The organism is Serratia sp. N21D137, from assembly GCF_047530005.1.
GTDB lineage: Bacteria > Pseudomonadota > Gammaproteobacteria > Enterobacterales > Enterobacteriaceae > Chania > Chania fonticola_B.
Map to the genome: position 1 here is coordinate 33,643 of NZ_JBLJAJ010000028.1, position 17,192 is coordinate 50,834.

Below are 17,192 nucleotides of genomic sequence, written 5' to 3' on the forward strand. Positions count from 1 at the left end.
GATATCGGCTATAATGGCCTCCTTAATTTTGTGGTTATTTGAGTTTTTTTATGCCAAACACACACCAGTATCCGCAACTGATTGAAATCTTTAATCAGTGTTTTAGCGATGAGTTCAATACCCGCCTGGTTAAAGGCGACGATGAGCCTATCTATCTGCCTGCCGATGATGAGCTGCCTTATAACCGCATCGTCTTTGCACACGGCTACTATGCCAGCGGCATGCATGAAATTTCCCATTGGTGCATCGCCGGGGCCGAACGCCGCAAGCTGGTGGACTTCGGTTACTGGTATTGCCCGGATGGGCGCGATGCCCAGACGCAAAGTGAATTCGAAGCGGTCGAGATTAATCCGCAGGCGCTGGAGTGGATGTTCTGCGTGGCGGCGGGTTTCCCGTTCAACGTCAGCTGCGACAATCTCAGTGGAGACTGCGAGCCGGATCGCATTGGTTTCCAGCGTAAAGTCCGTACTCGGGTGCTGGAATTGCTGGAGCAAGGAATACCCACACGACCTGCGCGCTTTATTCAGGCGCTGCAATCGTTTTACAATACGCCTCCGCTGGCGGCCGAGCATTTTCCCTACCCGGAAGATCTCTGAGGCCAGAGTCTGTTTGTTAACGAGGAAATTTGATGATCGCAGAATTTGAAGCGCGCATTCTGGCGCTGATTGATGACATGGTAGAACACGCCAGCGATGATGATCTGTTTGCCGGTGGCTACCTGCGCGGTCATCTGACTTTGGCGGTGGCGGAATCGGAAGAACATGCCGAACACAGCGCCGAGCAGCTCAAGGTACGGGTGCAGAGCAGCCTGGATAAGGCCATCAAGGCCGGGGAACTTTCCCCACCGGATCAGGTACTGGTGCTGGGCATGTGGGAAAACCTGTATCAAACAGCGTTGCCGACAGAGTAATTGCTCTAAAGGGGACGGCATCACGCTGGCCCCTCAAGTGAACTATACCTCTCGTCCTTTCAGTAGCTTCCTGACCCACATGCGGTTTGGGTTCAACGCTGCCAACATCTCGCTATCCCCCGGTAAGGGCTCGCCAAACAGCTGAGCCGCTAAAATCTCCGCGGCCAACGGCGCTGAGCACAGACCGCGTGAGCCCAAGGCTCCGATCATAAACAATCCCGGATACATTGGCGCATCGGCAATTGCTTCGCCGCGCTGGCGTTGCTGCTGTAAATCGCCATACAGCGCCAGAGTGGCTTGATAGTCCGGTACGGCACCTACCATCGGCATGTGGTCGCGCGTAGCGCTGCGTACACCACAGCGTGCTTGCTGGCCGCTGATATCAACTTCTTGCGGCCAATCCTGTTCTGGCAGACAGCGCAGCAGGCGATCGCGGTTCTCTTCCTGCTCTGTCTGGCTATATTCAGTGCCTGATTCACCACGCTGGTAGCTGGCACCAATGCAGTGCTGCTGATTGCCAGGATTCACCGGCGTCAGGTAACCGTCGTAACACAGTACCTGTTTTAACTTACTCAAGATTGGCGTAGTAGGAATATGTGAAACCTGGCCGCGCACCGCATATGCCGGTAGTGCGGAGCTAGGTGCCAGAGTGGTGAGTTGATGCCCGTTAGCCAGGATCACCGTCGCATGTTGGTGAGTTTTTCCCTTAGCAAAATGCAACTGCCAACCTTCATCATGGCGGTTCAAATCGGAAAGCGTATGCAGATAGTGGCAAACCAATCCCTGCCGTTCGGCCAGGGCAATCGCGGCACGCGTCAGGTCGGCAGGGCACAGCCATCCCCCGAGCGAATAGTGAATGCCACCAAATCCCGTATCGATCCCACTCAGTGCGCTAAGCGTAGCGCGGTCGGCCGGATGTGCCAGAGTGTGCGGCCAGGCAACGGCCATGATCTTGGCTATCTTGCCTGCGCTTTTCTCGTCATAGGCCAGTTGGCTGACGCCACACCACTGGTGATCGAACTCAACCTGCTGTTGCAGCAAGGCGTCATACTGGCGCCGGGCAAAGGGGAAGGCGGCGCAGAAGAAGTTTTCCAACGCATCGCCCCGGCCATTCAGCAATGGGTACAGCGCCCCCTGGCGATTGCCGGATGCGCCCTCTGCGGGCTGTGCATCGGCGCAATACAAGGTCACCCTGGCCCCACGGCGCAATAAGGCCAACGCGGTGAGCGCACTGGCTACGCCGCCGCCAATAATGGCGACATCGTCGGTATTCTCCGCTGCCGGGCGCAGGAACCACGGGCTTGGATTGACGCTTGCCGGGGTGTCGGCAGGTAGCTGACCGGTGAGCATCTCGCGTTTCTGGCCAAAGCCTTTGCATTTGGTAACCTCAAACCCGGCCTGCTGCAATCCACGGCGGACAAACCCTGCGGCAGTGAAGGTGGCAAAACTGCCGCCTGGGCGGGCAAAACGCGCCATGGTGGCAAACAGCGGTTCGCTCCACATATCGGGGTTTTTGGACGGCGCAAAGCCATCGAGGAACCAGGCGTCAATTTGATCGTTCATGCTGGCGTCAAAGTGCGGCAGCAGGGTATTGACGTCACCGAACCATAAATCGAGCGTGATCTGCCCTTCGGCAAGCAGCAGGCGGTGGCACCCTGGCAGCGGCAAAGGCCACTGGGCGCGAAGCTCATCGGCAAAGGGAGCCAGTTCTGGCCATTGGGCATGGGCTGCCGCCAGATCCTCCAACTGCAACGGGTATTTCTCAAAGCTGATAAAATGCAGACGCTGCAAACTCGCCGCCGTTGTCTCCTGGCGAAAACGGGCAAAGGCCTGCCACAGAGTCAGAAAATTCAGCCCGGTACCGAAGCCGGTTTCAGCCACAATAAACAGTGAGCGAGGGTGATCGCTGAAGCGTTGTGGCAAGCGGTTGCCCCCCAGAAAGACGTAGCGGGTTTCCTCCAGCCCATCCTGGTTGGAAAAATAGACGTCATCAAACTGTTTCGAAACAGGTGTACCTTGTTCATTCCAGCTTAACGCTGCGGTTTGGATGGGGGCATTGCTCACGGTAGGTTGCTCGTAACTCAAGGGATAGCGCGATTTTAACGGGGGTAGTCCCGAGGTGCAAACTGGGTAAAGATAATGCAAAATTATTCTGATCGGACTTGTTCGGCGTACATCTGTACGCTAAAGTGCGTTGCAAAATCCCGAATGTAAATTGTGGAAGAGGTACTTGAATGAAACGTGCAGTGATTACTGGCCTGGGAATCGTCTCCAGCATTGGTAACAACCAGCAGGAGGTCCTGGCAAGTCTGCAGGAAGGCCGCTCTGGGATCACCTTCTCCCAGGAGCTGAAAGATTCCGGCATGCGTAGTCACGTATGGGGTGATGTCAAACTCGACACTACCGGTCTGATTGACCGTAAAGTGATGCGCTTTATGAGCGACGCGTCGGTTTACGCCTATCTCTCCATGGAACAAGCGATTCAAGATTCCGGCCTGGCAGCCGATCAGGTGTCCAACGATCGCACCGGTCTGGTGGTCGGTTCCGGCGGTGGTTCTCCACGTAACCAGGTTGCGGGTTCTGACGGTATGCGCGCCAAAGGCCTGCGTGGCGTTGGTCCCTACATGGTGACCAAGGCGATGGCATCAGGCGTTTCTGCCTGCCTGGCTACCCCATTCAAAATTCGCGGCGTGAACTACTCCATCAGCTCTGCCTGCGCAACTTCAGCACACTGCATCGGCCACGCCGTTGAGCTGATCCAACTGGGCAAACAAGACGTCGTCTTTGCTGGCGGTGGTGAAGAGCTGTGCTGGGAAATGGCCTGCGAATTCGACGCCATGGGCGCGCTTTCCACCAGCTACAACGACACGCCAGAAAAAGCTTCCCGTACCTATGACGCAGCGCGTGACGGTTTCGTTATCGCAGGCGGCGGCGGCATGGTAGTGGTTGAGGAGTTGGAGCACGCTCTGGCTCGCGGCGCACATATCTATGCGGAAATCATCGGTTACGGTGCCACTTCAGACGGTGCCGACATGGTGGCTCCATCGGGTGAAGGCGCGGTGCGTTGCATGAAGATGGCAATGCAGGGCGTAGACACTCCAATCGACTACATGAACGTACACGGCACCTCCACGCCGGTCGGCGACGTGAAAGAGCTGGGTGCGATCCGCGAAGTCTTTGGCGATAACACTCCGGCCATCTCTTCAACCAAAGCCATGACCGGCCACTCACTGGGTGCGGCGGGCGTGCAGGAAGCGATTTATAGCCTGCTGATGGTCGAGCACGGTTTCATTGCGCCAAGCATCAACATCGATAACCTCGATGAGAAGGCGGCAGGGATGAACATCGTGACCGAGCCAACCAAGCGTGAGCTGACCACGGTCATGTCCAACAGCTTCGGTTTCGGCGGCACCAACGCTACGCTGGTAATGCGTAAACTGCAGAAGTAAGCCTAAGGCGTTCTATTATCAATCGGGCACCGTAATAGGTGCCCGTTTTTTTATGCGTTTTTAACGCGTTACCTTATATCAGTGAAAATTAAGATTTCTCAGATCAAAAAACTGACAGCAGATAACTTAAACGGCGAGCGTTTTTTCGTTTAATTTAGCCGTGGCCTGACAGGATAATAAATTAACCCGGTTAATTTTTGTCCCAAAAAATAAATAATACCTCAACGAAATTACCATTTCTCCTATACGAATAATCAAACCAGTCATAATGCCCACGCTTTATCTAGCTTTACGATCTCGTTATGGCGAGGCTCCTATACGAACACAAGTTACCGCTCTAATGGCATCGAGAGAGGCCACCAAGGGTAAAACAAGCATTAGCCGAATCAAGGCATTGCTAAGGTAACTTCCCCCTGGGGATACGTTGTATAGTGCTAAACCCAAGACGTGGGGATCGGCTTTTGCTGTCCTGTCTTGTCGCCTCTATGAGACTCCATCTTTCAATCGGGAGTATCTAGAATGTCACATGTTGTATTGCAAGACCTTTACCAAAACGCCAACTTTGAAGACGACGCCATCGCGCGTTATATGAACAAAAAAGTCTCTGTTCTGCATCAGGATCTTTACGTTGGCGAAGCCAGGAAAATATTCGTTAACCAACTTTCCAACGACGATATTCCCGCACAAATCTTTATTGAAGATGGCACCAAACTGGTGGGCGTTCTTTCTGTTAAACGTTTATTGCAGGAAGAACATCATGGCGAGCGTATCAAGGATATGATGGAAACCACCTTCTTCCATGTAAAACCCACGGACGAACGTGAACATATCGCCAAACTGGTGGACAATAATAATTTAGATATTGTGGCGGTGGTGGATAATGGCCGTTTGGTCGGCTGCTTAACCGAGCGCGAAATCGCGCAGATTATCGAGGATGAAAACACCGAGGATGCCCATTTGCAAGGGGCAAGCCTGCCGCTTGATAAGCCTTACCTTGAAATGAGCTCCTTCGAGCTGTGGAAAAAACGTAGCGTGTGGCTGCTGTTGCTGTTCGTCGCCGAGGCTTATACCAGCACGGTTATTCAGCATTTTGAAGAGTCATTGGAAGCGGCGATTGCCCTGGCCTTCTTTATCCCGCTATTGGTGGGTACAGGTGGTAACAGTGGTACGCAAATCACCTCCACCATTGTGCGAGCGATGGCTTTGGGAGAGGTTCGCATGCGCGATTTGGGGCGCGTACTGAGCAAGGAAATGACGACTTCGGTCATGATAGCGTTAACGCTGGCCTGTGCTGGTGCGTTCCGTGGCTGGATGATGGGTATCGGCTATGAGATTACGCTCATTGTGAGCCTGACCCTGGTTTGTATCACGCTCTGGGCCGCGATTGTCTCTTCCGTGATCCCAATGGCATTGAAACGCTTCGGTGTGGATCCTGCCGTAGTCTCCGCCCCGTTTATCACTACGCTGATAGACGGCACCGGCTTGATCATCTACTTCAAAATAGCCCAGTGGACCTTGGGACTAAATTAATCATGGAAACCGGCGAAAGCCGGTTTTTGCTATGATTAACGGGATTTTTTAAGCAGCGTAGTTGACTGAAATCAAAGCATTTCCAGTTTACAGGATCGTTCCGAGGCGGCTTTGTCAGCGGGTGTAAATTCCGTTCCTGTGACGGTTTTCTGCCGATATACTCAGCACGGTTTCTTACTCTGGAATTTTTGCATGTCGGCTTTGGCGTCCATCTCATTATCTATGCACCGGTTGCGCTTCGCCAAGAAGCGGGCTGCAGCATGGCTATTGGCCGTCTGCTGGCTACTGCTCAATAGCCAACTGGCGATCGCCAGCCATCACTGCAACCTGCAACTCACCACCGTTGCGCCAGCCGCGCAGCATACGATGCATATGCAGGCCGCCGATGCGCTAGCCAATGAGATGATGCAGGCCGAAGGGCCGCTGTGTGAAAAGCACTGCGTCCCAGATTCGGCACAGCAAGACCACGGTAGCCTTGCCCTGGCGGCAGTAATACCTGCCAACAGTGAGCTGTTGGTTGCCGATCCTCAGCCCCAGGCGCAGTTCTCACACCTCGATTGGCAAACCCCTCCGATAGCAGGCCCGCCGGCAGAGATCGTCTTCTGCCGCTTCCGTGAATAGCCAAACCAACCGCTTTGCCGTCCAGCACGGTGACCTGAGTTGTTTTTGTCTATTCTATGGAGCTATCGTTATGCGTAATCTGATCACTGCCGTTTTCATCTCTCTGATGTTCTCTTCATTCGTCTCCGCTGCGGAGATGCAACATCACCAACATGCCAGCCAAGACGTCGCCGTCTATCACTCTAAAGGGACCGTTAAGGCCTGGGGTGAGCAGAAAGTATCGCTCGCCCACCCAGCCATCCCTGCCTTGAACTGGCCGCCGATGACCATGAATTTCCTTCAGCCACAGCCGCCATTGCCTGCTTTGGCTGCCGGGACTGCGGTGGAGTTCAGCTTCCGTCAGGTTGACGGCGGCTATCAGCTGACCGCCATCCGCGCCAGCCAAGACTAACGGGGGCACCATGTCCAGACTACTTTCTCACCCCTTGCGGGTGGGCTGGCTGCTGCTCGCCTGTTGGACGGCGAGTGCGCAGGCAACCGGCCTGACGTTGGAGCAATCGCTGGCGGCGGCCGAGCGCTATTCCGCCGAGCTCTCGGCCAACCAGCATCAGGTGAATGCGTTGCAAAACATGGCGGATTCGGCGATGGAGCTACCCGATCCCAAGCTGAAATTCGGCATTGAAAACGTGCCGGTACAAGGTGGTAACGCCCGGCGTTTGACCCGTGAAGGGATGACCATGGAGCGGGTTGGCATCATGCAGGATTACGTCAGCAGTACCAAGCGCCAGCGTAAGGCGGATACCCTGCGTGCCGAGGCCAGTAAAACCGAGGCCAACAGTGCGACAATCCGTGCCCGCTTGCAGCAGCAGACGGCACAGGCCTGGTTGGAACTGGCGTTGAGCCAGCAGACGCTGAAAGATGCCACGGCTTTGCTCAAAGAAAGTGAAAAGCAAATCGCCGCCCAACATGCCGGAGTGGCCAGTGGCAGTTCGCCCGCCGCTAACGTCATCGATGCTCGCCTGACGCTGTTGGCGATGCAGGACCGGCTCAGCGAGGCGCAGCGTGACGTCACCATCGCCCAGGCGCGCTTGACCCAGTTGACCGGGCAGCAGGTTGAGGGGATCGGTGGGCCGTTGCCACGTTTCGAGCGCCTGCCCGCCGAGAGCAACCTGTTGCGACAAGCGATCAAACAGCATCCGGAGGTAGTGCAGGCAAGCCGTGAGGCCGATGTGGCCAAGGCGCGATCGGCACAGTCCGAGGTGGCCGCCATTCCTGATGTGGGCATAGAGGTGTCGTATGGCAAACGGGCCGATGGCTATGAGGATATGGCGGGCGTGATGTTTACCGTCGATCTGCCGCTGTTCCGCTCCCAGCGGCAGGATAAGGACTATGCCGCCGACGTTTCCCGTTCGATGGAGGCCAACGATCAGTTGACGTTATTGATCCGCGACCATCAGGCCCAGCTAGATACTCTGTTGGCGCAGTATCAGGCTGCACAGGCGCAATGGCAGCGTCAACAGCAGCAAGCAATCCCACTGCAACAACAGCGCGTGGCACTGCAACTGGCGCAATACCGCAGTGGCAAAAGCGATCTCTCCTCGGTGTTGGAAGCGCGCCGGGCCTTGCTCGACAGCCGTCTGAGCGCCGGTAAGGCCGCGCGTGAATTGGCGCAGCTGTGGGCCGCTATCCGTTATCTCACCGTGCAGGAGGCAATCTGATGAAAATGCGTTTTAGCCTGACGCTGTTAGCCGCCTTATTGGGCGGTGCTATGGGCGGTTACTGGTTTGCCGGGGAAAAAACCGCGGCGCAACCTGCTAGCGGCGGTGCTGAACGGCAGGTGCTGTATTGGTACGATCCGATGGTGCCAGGCCAGCGTTTTGATAAGCCGGGCAAATCGCCGTTTATGGATATGGAACTGGTGCCACGCTATGCCGATGAACAGCAGGGTGACGGTGGTGTCACTATCAGCGCCCGCCAGCAGCAGAATCTGGGCGTCCGTACAGCGGCTGCACAACTGCGTGAATTGAATTTGCAGCTTGATGCCTATGGCAGCGTTGCCACCGATGAGCGCGGTGTGCAGGTGATTGCCGCTCGGGCCAACGGGCTGATAGACAAACTCTATGTGCGTGCCAGCCAGCAGCAGGTAAAGAAAGGACAAGCGCTGGCACAGCTGTGGATCCCGGACTGGAGTGCTGCACAGCAGGAATACCTGGCGATCCGCAAACTGGGCGATAGCGCACTGACCTCTGCTGCTCGCCAGCGTCTGGCGTTGCAGTTTATGCCTGAAGCCATCATTCGCCAGATTGAACGCAGTGGCCAACCCCAGACCCGCATTACCCTTACCGCCCCGGAAAGTGGATTTATCAACAAGCTGGACGCACGGGAAGGGATGCAGGTCACCGCGACGCAGGGCCTGTTTGAGCTGGCTAGTCTTGATCCTGTGTGGATGGTGATTGATTACCCGCAGGCGCAGGCCGGGCTGTTGCAGGTTGGCGATGCGGTGGCCGCCAGCTCCGCCAGTTGGCCAGGTGAACGCTTTACCGGGGAGGTTAGCGAACTGCTGCCTAATGTCGATCCGCTTACTCGCACCTTTAAAGCGCGTATCGTGCTGAAAAACCCGCAGCAACGTCTGAAGCCGGGCATGTATTTGCAGGTGCAACTGGCGCAAAATGCCGGGGCCAAGCCGGTGCTGGCTATCCCGCAGGAGGCGCTGATCGGCAGTGGCGATCGCAACCGGGTGCTGGTGGCGGAAGGGAACGGCCACTTTGCTCCGGTTGACGTGGTCGCCGGTCTGGCACAGGACGGCTGGGTAGAAATTAAACAGGGTCTGCAGGCCGGGCAACAGGTGGTCACCTCAGGCCAGTTCCTGATTGATTCCGAAGCCAGCATGCGCAGCGCCTTGCCGCAGATGGCCGCACAGGAGGGGGGAAAACAGTATCAGACTCTGGGCGTAGTCGAGGCGGTGGATAATGATACCGTCACGCTGTCGCACGATCCGGTCGCAGAGTTGCAATGGCCTGCGATGACCATGGATTTCACCTTGCCAGCGGGTGGCCTACCCGCAGGAATTGGCATCGGCAGCAAGGTGATGTTCCACTTTAGCGTGGATGAAAACGGTTCGCACATCAGCCAGATCATGCCGCAAGGAGGCCACCAATGATCGCCTCCGTGATCCGCTGGTCGATACGCAATCGCCTGTTGGTATTACTGGCTTCGATATTGCTGGCCGGGTGGGGCGTATGGGCGTTGCAGAAGGCGCCGCTGGATGCGCTGCCCGATCTCTCTGACGTGCAGGTGATCGTCCGGGCGACCTATCCGGGCAAGGCGCCGCAGGTAATAGAAGATCAGGTGACCTACCCGCTGACCACCACCATGCTGACGGTGCCGGGAGCCAGCACGGTGCGGGGCTTCTCCATGTTCGGCGATGCCTATGTCTACATTCTGTTTGCAGACGGTACCGATCCTTACTGGGCGCGTTCGCGGGTGCTGGAGTCACTCAGCCAGGTGCAGTCCTCGCTGCCGCCACAGGTTAAAGTGGCGCTGGGCCCGGATGCAACCGGCGTTGGCTGGGTCTATGAGTATGCGCTGGTCGATCGTACTGGTAAACACAGCCTGGCGGATTTACGCGCCTTGCAGGACTGGACGCTCAAGTTTGAGCTGAAAACCGTGCCTAACGTGGCGGAAGTGGCCAGCGTTGGCGGCATGGTGCGGCAATATCAGGTGATATTAAATCCGCAAAGTATGCGGGCGCTGAACATTACCCATCAGCAGGTGGTGAGCGCCATTCAGGATGCCAACCAGGAAGGCGGCGGTGCGCTGCTGGAAATGGGGGAGGCTGAGTATATGGTGCGTACCTCCGGCTACCTGAAAAAACTCGCCGACTTTAATAACGTGGTGATCACTGCGCGCGACGGTGTGCCGATCCTGCTGTCGCAGGTGGCAGAGCTACGTGAGGGGCCGGAAATCCGCCGTGGCGTGGCGGAGCTCAACGGTGAAGGTGAAGTGGCTGGCGGCATTGTGGTAATGCGCTACGGTAAGAATGCGCTGGAAACCATTAATGCGCTGAAGGCCAAGCTGCAACAGCTTCAGCACACCCTGCCGCCGGGCGTGGAGATCGTGCCGGTTTATGACCGATCGCAACTGATCGAGCACGCGATCGATACGCTGTCATTCAAGCTGTTGGAAGAATTCCTGGTGGTTGCGGTGGTGTGCGCCTTGTTCCTGTCCCACTTCCGTTCGGCGCTGGTGGCGATGGTGACTCTGCCGCTGGGGATCCTGGGCGCTTTTGTGGTGATGCACTATCAGGGCGTTAACGCCAACATCATGTCGTTGGGAGGGATCGCCATTGCCATCGGCGCGATGGTGGATGCGGCGATCGTGATGATCGAAAACATGCACAAGGTGCTGGAGCAGTGGCGGCAACGTCATCCCGGCCAGCAGCCCACCTCAAAAGATTACTGGCACATCTCAGAGCAGGCGGCGGTTGAGGTTGGCCCTGCGCTGTTCTGTAGTCTGTTGATCATCACCCTGTCGTTTATCCCGGTGTTTTCGCTACAGGCACAGGAAGGGCGGATGTTTGCGCCGCTGGCGTTCACCAAGACCTATGCGATGGCGGTATCCGCGGGGTTGGGCATCACGTTGGTACCGGTGCTGATGGGCTATTTTATCCGGGGCCGCATTCCGGACGAACATGCCAATCCGATCAATCGTTGGTTGATCCGTATGTATCAGCCGTTGCTGTCGGCGGTGCTGGCACGGCCTAAAACCACCCTGGGGATTTCCGCTCTGCTGTTGGTGCTGACCTTATTCCCACTCAGCCGTCTGGGCAGCGAGTTTATGCCACCGTTGGACGAAGGGGATCTGCTGTATATGCCTTCGACGCTGCCAGGGATCTCAGCCCGTGAAGCGGCACGGCTTCTGCAACTGACCGACCGCTTGATCAAAACCGTACCGGAAGTGGACACGGTCTTTGGCAAGGCCGGGCGGGCGGAGACGGCAACCGATCCGGCCCCGTTGACCATGCTGGAAACCACCATTCGCTTTAAGCCCCGCGACCAGTGGCGGCCCGGCATGACGATGGACAAACTGGTGGCCGAACTGGACAGCGTGGTCAAGGTGCCCGGCATTGCCAACGTCTGGGTGCCGCCGATCCGTAACCGTCTGGATATGCTGGCGACCGGCATCAAAAGCCCGGTAGGCATCAAGGTCAACGGCAGCAATATTGCCGATATTGAGCAGGCGGCCAGCCAGATTGAGCAGGTGGTGAAGCAGGTTCCGGGTGTGACTTCCGCGCTGGCGGAGCGCCTGGCCGGAGGGCGCTATGTGGATATCGATATCGATCGTCAGCGTGCAGCGCGTTACGGTGTTTCGGTGAAAGAGCTGCAATCAGTGGTTGCCACGTTGGTGGGAGGGGAAAACATCGCTGAAACCATTGAAGGGCGCGCGCGTTATCCGATCAACGTCCGTTACCCAAGGGAGATCCGTGATTCGCTGCAAAAGCTGCGTGAATTACCGGTGGTGACGGCGACCGGTGGGCAAGTACCTTTGGCAGAACTGGCGGATATTCGCATCACCGAAGGGCCACCGATGCTGAAAAGCGAGAATGCCCGGCTTTCCGATTGGATCTATGTCGATCTGCGCGGGCGCGATTTGAAATCGGCGGTGGAGGAGATGCAACAGGTGGTGGCGCAGCAGGTGAAGCTGCCCGCCGGGGTTTCCCTCAGTTGGTCCGGGCAGTTTGAGTATCTGGAACGCGCCAGCGCCCAGTTGAAGATTGTGCTGCCGGTGACGCTGGCGATCATCTTTGTGTTGCTGTTTGTCACCTTCAACAGCGTGAGCGATGCGCTGCTGATCATGGCGACGCTGCCGTTTGCGCTGATAGGTGGGGTCTGGCTGCTGTATCTGCTCGATTACAACCTGTCGGTGGCGGGGGCGGTGGGCTTTATTGCCCTTGCCGGGGTAGCGGCAGAGTTTGGCGTGATTATGGTGCTGTACCTTAATCAGGCGTTGGCGAAACATCGTCAACCGGGCCAGCCGTTAAGTCATCAGCAACTGATGGCGGCGATTAGCGAAGGCGCAGTGTTGCGCGTCAGACCCAAGGTGATGACGGTGGCGACCATTATGGCCGGTTTGCTGCCGATTATGTGGGGCGGTGGTGCAGGTTCAGAGGTGATGCAGCGGATTGCCGCACCGATGATTGGCGGTATGGTGAGTGCGCCATTGCTATCGATGCTGGTGATCCCGGCGGTGTATTCGCTGCTGCACAGAAAGGATGAAAAATCCGGTGAGAAAGTAGAGTAAATTCACCGATAACGAGCGTAAATCCCCCCTGCTGGGGGGATTTCACAGGGTTACTGCACTAAAAATGCCTTAAACTGCGGAGTCATCACCGCGCTGAAGCCGTCATCGGTTTTGCTGATCAAATACACCGCCAGTCCTTTTTCTTCGGCCAGTTTCAGCGCTTTTTCCGTACCCAGCACCATCAACCCGGTATCCCAACCGTCGGCCTCCAGCGCCGTAGGGGCAATCACCGTAACGGAAACCAGCTTATGGGTGATCGGCCGCCCGGTGACGGGATCGATCACGTGGGAATAGCGCTGGCCGTCCTGTTCGAAGTAGTTACGGTAACTCCCCGCAGTGCTGATGCCGTAGCCTTGCAAATCCACCAGCGCCTGCACCGCATTTTCGCGGTCGGTGGGCTTTTGGATTGCCACCCGCCAAGGCTTGTTCTGGCCATTCACGCCGCGTGATGAAACGGCTCCGCCCACCGATACCAGATAGTTGGTGATGCCTTTGCGCGCCATCAACTGGACCAACTGATCTACCCCGTAGCCTTCGCCCAGCGTGGAGAGGTCGACATACATCTCAGGGAGATCTTTTTGCAGCCATTCTCCTCGGCTGTCGCTCAGCAGTTTCAGATGCTGCAAACCAATATGCTGACGGGCTGCATCGATCTGCTGCTGGCTGGGGACCTTGACGGCCCGCTTATCCGGGCCGAAACCCCACAGGTTAACCAACGGGCCGACGGTGATATCCATCGCGCCCCCGGTATCACGGCCAATGCGCTGAGCGGTGAGAATGATATCGGCCATTCCACGGGGGATGGGCTGTGGCTCGGCAGTGGTGTTCTGGTTGAAGCGGGATAACGCCGAATCGGGGCGGTAAGTGGAAATATCGTCGTTGGCCTGTTCCAGCAGCGCATCGATCTCCTGCTGCAATTGTTGTTTGCTCTCGGTGATAGTACCGCTGACCTTTACGCTATAGAACGTCCCCATGGTTTTGCCTTCGATGTCGATCTGGGGGCGGGTGTTGGCATCGTTACAGGCGGCTAGCAGCATCAGCGCCGCGCTGAGCAGCAGCCTTTTGGCAATGGAATTGGCCATAGAAAATCCTAAAAGCAGGGAAAGACGACGGGTATAAAACAAAATACGATAAATGGAAAGGGCAACGTGCTTTTTTACTGGCGTAATTCAAGAGCTTCGGCTAACGTCGTTTTCCAGCCTTAGCTTGAAAAATAAGAGTAAATCCATGAGTTCAAATGCGGTGACCAGTTTGTTGAGGCCATTTTTGCATGATCGCTTTCTGCATGCGTTGTTGCTGATGGGGATGCTGCTGTACGCCATTGGGCCACAGTCGCTGAGTGTACTCTCTGGCTTTATCGATTGGCGCACCATCATGACCCTGCTGGGGTTGATGCTGCTGACCAAAGGCGTTGAGGTGAGCGGTTATTTCGATTTTATCGGCCGCCAGATCGTGAACACCCTGCAAAGTGAACGCTCACTGGCTCTGTTTCTGGTGTGTGCCGCTGCGGTGCTGTCGTCGTTTCTCACCAACGATGTGGCGCTGTTCATCGTGATCCCGTTGACCATTACGCTGAAAAAGCTCTCTTCACTGCCGATAAGCCGCCTGATCATCTTCCAGGCACTGGCGGTTAACGCCGGGTCGTTGCTGACGCCGATTGGCAATCCGCAGAACATATTGCTGTGGAGCAAGTCTTCGCTGACCTTTATGGAGTTTATCGGGCGCATGGCACCGTTCGGCATTATCATGATGCTGAGCCTGCTGGTGGTCACCTGGTTCAGTTTCCCGGCGCGGAAAATTGTCAAAGCCCCGAACACCCAACCTTATCCTTATCAAATGCGCCTGTTGCTGGCCAGTGTCGCGCTGTATGTGGCCTTTCTGATCTGCCTGGATTTGGACGTGCCGTTGTATGGCATGTTACTGGTGTTTGCCGGTTTTCTGCTGTTGGCTCGCCAGGTGCTGCTGCAGATCGACTGGAGCCTGATCTTTGTATTTCTCGCCATGTTTATCAATATTGGTTTGCTGACCCAACTGCCGGCGGTGCAACCGCTGTTTGACCAGATTGCCTCGCTGGCGGATGGCAGCGTGTATGCGTTGGGGATTGCGCTATCCCAAGTGATCAGCAACGTCCCGGCGACCATTTTGTTGCTGAACTATGTGCCGTCCAGCGCCTTGGTGGCCTATGCGGTAAACGCCGGGGGATTTGGCCTGGCGATCGGATCGCTGGCGAACCTGATCGCCCTGCGGATGGCGGGAGAACGCCAGATCTGGCTGCAGTTCCATTACTATTCGATACCGTTCCTGGCCTGGGCTACGTTAGTGGGTTGGCTGCTACTGGGTTAATTTGACTCAAGCACTTTGTCATCACTCTTAATGCATTGGAGTTCTATTATGAGCATCTCTTCATTGGTATTGGCCTATCCCCCGGCTACGGCGGCACAAAGCCTGGATTATCTGGCGGCAAAGCTCGCCTTCTACGCCGACTCGGCGGATGTGGCGGAAGATTTGCGCAATGGCGTCAACGAGATTGTGGTGATCGATACCCGTGCCAGTACGTTGTACGCCGCCGGGCACATTCCTGGCGCGGTGAGCTTTCCCCATCGTTTAATGGATGAAAGCAGCACCTCATCTCTCGATCGCGACAAGGTCTATGTCACCTACTGCGACGGTATCGGCTGTAACGGTTCCACCCAGGGGGCATACAAGTTGGCCAAGCTTGGCTTTCGGGTCAAAGAGCTGATTGGCGGGCTGGATTTCTGGCTACGCGATGGCCATCCGGTGGCCATCGGTGTTGAGCTGGGTACGATGCAGGGGCGGGATAAAGCACCGGAGTGCGGCTGTTAAAACAGCGCCCACAGTACCAATATCAATACGATAACGCCGACAACCAGCGCCAGAGGCTTACTGAACATCGACTGTAAAGGCTGCGGCAGGGCGGCGATTAGTGGGTTAAGCAATGGCTGTGGCTGTTGGACGTCACTGTGTAATGACGGAGCGTGGCCAGCCTTGTCCAGACGGCGGGTAAACAGCTGCTGGATCACGTCGTTTAACTGTGCGTGGGTCAGCGGCGTATTCAGGTTGCCGTTAAAGCGGCTCTGGCAATAGTCATTGAGCTGTTGCTGCTCTTGCTGGTCTGCTGGCTGTTTCAATACCGCCAGCAGGTTTTGCAGCGTCGGCGCCGTTTGCGGGCTGAGCGCCAATTTCACCTGCATAAACTGACTGAGCAGTTGGAAGTGGCGTGCGGGCAACGGATCGTTGATTTTTACCCCGACCAGATCGAACAGTGCCTGCCAGAGTTTGGCCGTTGTCTCACCGGTGGCCGCGCTAAGCTTGGTGACCTGCAACTGCAAGTGCTGATGTTCCGCAGGCAGCAGCGAACGATCGCTGGTGGCCGTTTGTTGCGGGTGAGGGATTGTCAGTTCGCCGGTTTGCAGCAGGTTCAACACTTGCTGGAGCTGTGGATGGCTCAACTGGCTTAACACCGTATGGCCAAACTGCTGGCGGATAAAGTCGCTGACCGCCTGGCGGTTATTGCCTTGTGGCAACAGTTCGGTGAGCTGTTGCAGCAGTTGGCGGCTGGCATGGCTCTGTTGTGCCACGCCAAGGCGGTTTTGCAGTAGCTGCTCCGCCGGTTGAAAATGGCGCGCCAACAGTTCGCTGTGGTTATCCGCCCCTAATTCATGACGCAGCGTGGCCCAGATCTCGGCGGACTTGGCCGGGCTGAGGGCCATGATCTTGACGATCAGTTTTTCCAACTGGGTGCGTTGGGCTGGGGAGAGCGGTTGATCGTCGGCAGGAGGGATTTTGCCAGCGGTTGGAGGGTGATCGGCTGCGCCAGGAGCGCCAGGTCCACTTAACGGTTGCATATCACCAGTCCTTCGCAGTGTATAAAGTCGACATACCCGGCGAAAAGCACAGGCTTAATCGCTTATGATACCTGTAATTTCGTGCCATCAATACCGCCGCCAGACATTTCTTTACAGGCCAATCGTTGCTTATCCTGTTTGCGCCGCTAAGATAGGCGCAGATACGGCATTGAGGGCGTGATGATAAATCGGCAGCGGATTGCAAAATGGTTTTTAACCCTGGCTTGCCTGGTGGTACTGACGTGCCTCACCCAGCGCATGGCGGGCTTGCATACCTTGCAACTGGCCCTTGGCCTGCCCTCTGTCAGCGTTAGCCAATCCGTGGCCAGCGGTGATGAAGAGTCCACCACCACGACCCCCTGTGAGCTGAGTGCCAAATCGTTGTTGGCCTCTCCACCGGTGATGTTTGAAAACGTGCTGTTTGGCCTGGGGATGTTACTGGTCCTGTTGACCCCGATCATCGCTCCACGCTTGTCGTTCCCTCCTGTACGCGTTATTTCCCCCACCACCCTCAGGGTGCATCTGCGATTATGCGTGTTCCGTGAATGAGTTAATCCCTCGCCAAACCGAGTGACT

At 56.5% G+C, this 17,192-nt stretch carries 15 protein-coding genes and 1 riboswitch; of the genes, 12 read left to right on the forward strand and 3 right to left on the reverse strand.

Going from position 1 to position 17,192, the window contains the following annotated elements; genetic code table 11:
• Nucleotides 1–50: 50 nt before the first annotated feature.
• Entirely contained in the window at nt 51–596 is a 546-nt protein-coding gene (locus ACMV5H_RS19515; RefSeq protein WP_021806054.1) for an elongation factor P hydroxylase, read from the forward strand.
• Nucleotides 597–628: 32 nt separating this feature from the next.
• Nucleotides 629–910, forward strand: a complete 282-nt coding sequence (locus ACMV5H_RS19520; protein ID WP_021178609.1) for a YfcL family protein — start codon at nt 629–631, stop codon at nt 908–910.
• Between the two features lie 42 nt (nt 911–952).
• Here the strand turns inward: ACMV5H_RS19520 and mnmC are convergent, their stop codons facing one another.
• A complete protein-coding gene (mnmC, locus tag ACMV5H_RS19525; RefSeq protein WP_414822307.1) occupies nt 953–2,974 on the reverse strand; it encodes a bifunctional tRNA (5-methylaminomethyl-2-thiouridine)(34)-methyltransferase MnmD/FAD-dependent 5-carboxymethylaminomethyl-2-thiouridine(34) oxidoreductase MnmC in 2,022 nt (673 codons plus the stop codon).
• Nucleotides 2,975–3,144: 170 nt separating this feature from the next.
• On the opposite strand from mnmC, the gene fabB reads away from it, so the two are divergent.
• The 7 genes from fabB to ACMV5H_RS19560 all read left to right on the forward strand — a co-directional run bounded on the left by fabB (nt 3,145) and on the right by ACMV5H_RS19560 (nt 12,750).
• Nucleotides 3,145–4,359 carry a beta-ketoacyl-ACP synthase I gene (gene fabB / locus ACMV5H_RS19530; protein WP_021806051.1) on the forward strand — a complete coding sequence of 405 codons (1,215 nt, stop codon included), beginning with the start codon at nt 3,145–3,147 and terminating at the stop codon, nt 4,357–4,359.
• A gap of 289 nt (nt 4,360–4,648) precedes the next feature.
• Nucleotides 4,649–4,819, forward strand: a riboswitch (M-box (ykoK) riboswitch).
• Between the two features lie 59 nt (nt 4,820–4,878).
• Entirely contained in the window at nt 4,879–5,889 is a 1,011-nt protein-coding gene (locus ACMV5H_RS19535) for a magnesium transporter (protein ID WP_021178606.1), read from the forward strand.
• A 192-nt stretch (nt 5,890–6,081) separates the two neighbouring features.
• A complete protein-coding gene (locus ACMV5H_RS19540) occupies nt 6,082–6,510 on the forward strand; it encodes a hypothetical protein (RefSeq protein WP_414822308.1) in 429 nt (142 codons plus the stop codon).
• Nucleotides 6,511–6,580: 70 nt separating this feature from the next.
• Nucleotides 6,581–6,901 carry a copper-binding protein gene (locus ACMV5H_RS19545; RefSeq protein ID WP_021806049.1) on the forward strand — a complete coding sequence of 107 codons (321 nt, stop codon included), beginning with the start codon at nt 6,581–6,583 and terminating at the stop codon, nt 6,899–6,901.
• Between the two features lie 10 nt (nt 6,902–6,911).
• The gene (locus ACMV5H_RS19550; protein WP_261244860.1) at nt 6,912–8,168 is read left to right on the forward strand and encodes a TolC family protein; all 1,257 of its coding nucleotides are present in this window, start codon (nt 6,912–6,914) and stop codon (nt 8,166–8,168) included.
• Nucleotides 8,168–9,610, forward strand: a complete 1,443-nt coding sequence (locus ACMV5H_RS19555) for an efflux RND transporter periplasmic adaptor subunit (protein ID WP_414822309.1) — start codon at nt 8,168–8,170, stop codon at nt 9,608–9,610. The genes ACMV5H_RS19550 and ACMV5H_RS19555 overlap by 1 nt, the downstream gene beginning before the upstream one ends.
• Complete coding sequence (locus tag ACMV5H_RS19560) at nt 9,607–12,750, forward strand: efflux RND transporter permease subunit (protein ID WP_414822310.1); 3,144 nt, start codon at nt 9,607–9,609, stop codon at nt 12,748–12,750. Before ACMV5H_RS19555 ends, ACMV5H_RS19560 begins: the two co-directional genes overlap by 4 nt.
• A 50-nt stretch (nt 12,751–12,800) precedes the next feature.
• On the opposite strand, the gene apbE is transcribed toward ACMV5H_RS19560, so the two are convergent.
• A complete protein-coding gene (gene apbE / locus ACMV5H_RS19565) occupies nt 12,801–13,832 on the reverse strand; it encodes an FAD:protein FMN transferase ApbE (protein ID WP_115158233.1) in 1,032 nt (343 codons plus the stop codon).
• A 145-nt stretch (nt 13,833–13,977) separates the two neighbouring features.
• On the opposite strand from apbE, the gene ACMV5H_RS19570 reads away from it, so the two are divergent.
• Both ACMV5H_RS19570 and ACMV5H_RS19575 read left to right on the forward strand, forming a co-directional pair.
• On the forward strand, nt 13,978–15,093 hold the full coding sequence (locus tag ACMV5H_RS19570) for an SLC13 family permease (protein ID WP_021806044.1): 1,116 nt from the start codon (nt 13,978–13,980) through the stop codon (nt 15,091–15,093).
• A 48-nt stretch (nt 15,094–15,141) separates the two neighbouring features.
• On the forward strand, nt 15,142–15,594 hold the full coding sequence (locus ACMV5H_RS19575; RefSeq protein WP_115158231.1) for a rhodanese-like domain-containing protein: 453 nt from the start codon (nt 15,142–15,144) through the stop codon (nt 15,592–15,594).
• Here ACMV5H_RS19575 and flk read toward each other — a convergent pair.
• Nucleotides 15,591–16,616 carry a flagella biosynthesis regulator Flk gene (gene flk, locus ACMV5H_RS19580; RefSeq protein ID WP_115158230.1) on the reverse strand — a complete coding sequence of 342 codons (1,026 nt, stop codon included), beginning with the start codon at nt 16,614–16,616 and terminating at the stop codon, nt 15,591–15,593. The genes ACMV5H_RS19575 and flk overlap by 4 nt on opposite strands.
• 180 nt (nt 16,617–16,796) lie before the next feature.
• Between flk and ACMV5H_RS19585 the strand changes: the two genes are divergently transcribed.
• A complete protein-coding gene (locus tag ACMV5H_RS19585) occupies nt 16,797–17,165 on the forward strand; it encodes a copper resistance protein (protein WP_115158229.1) in 369 nt (122 codons plus the stop codon).
• The last annotated feature ends 27 nt before the right edge of the window (nt 17,166–17,192 follow it).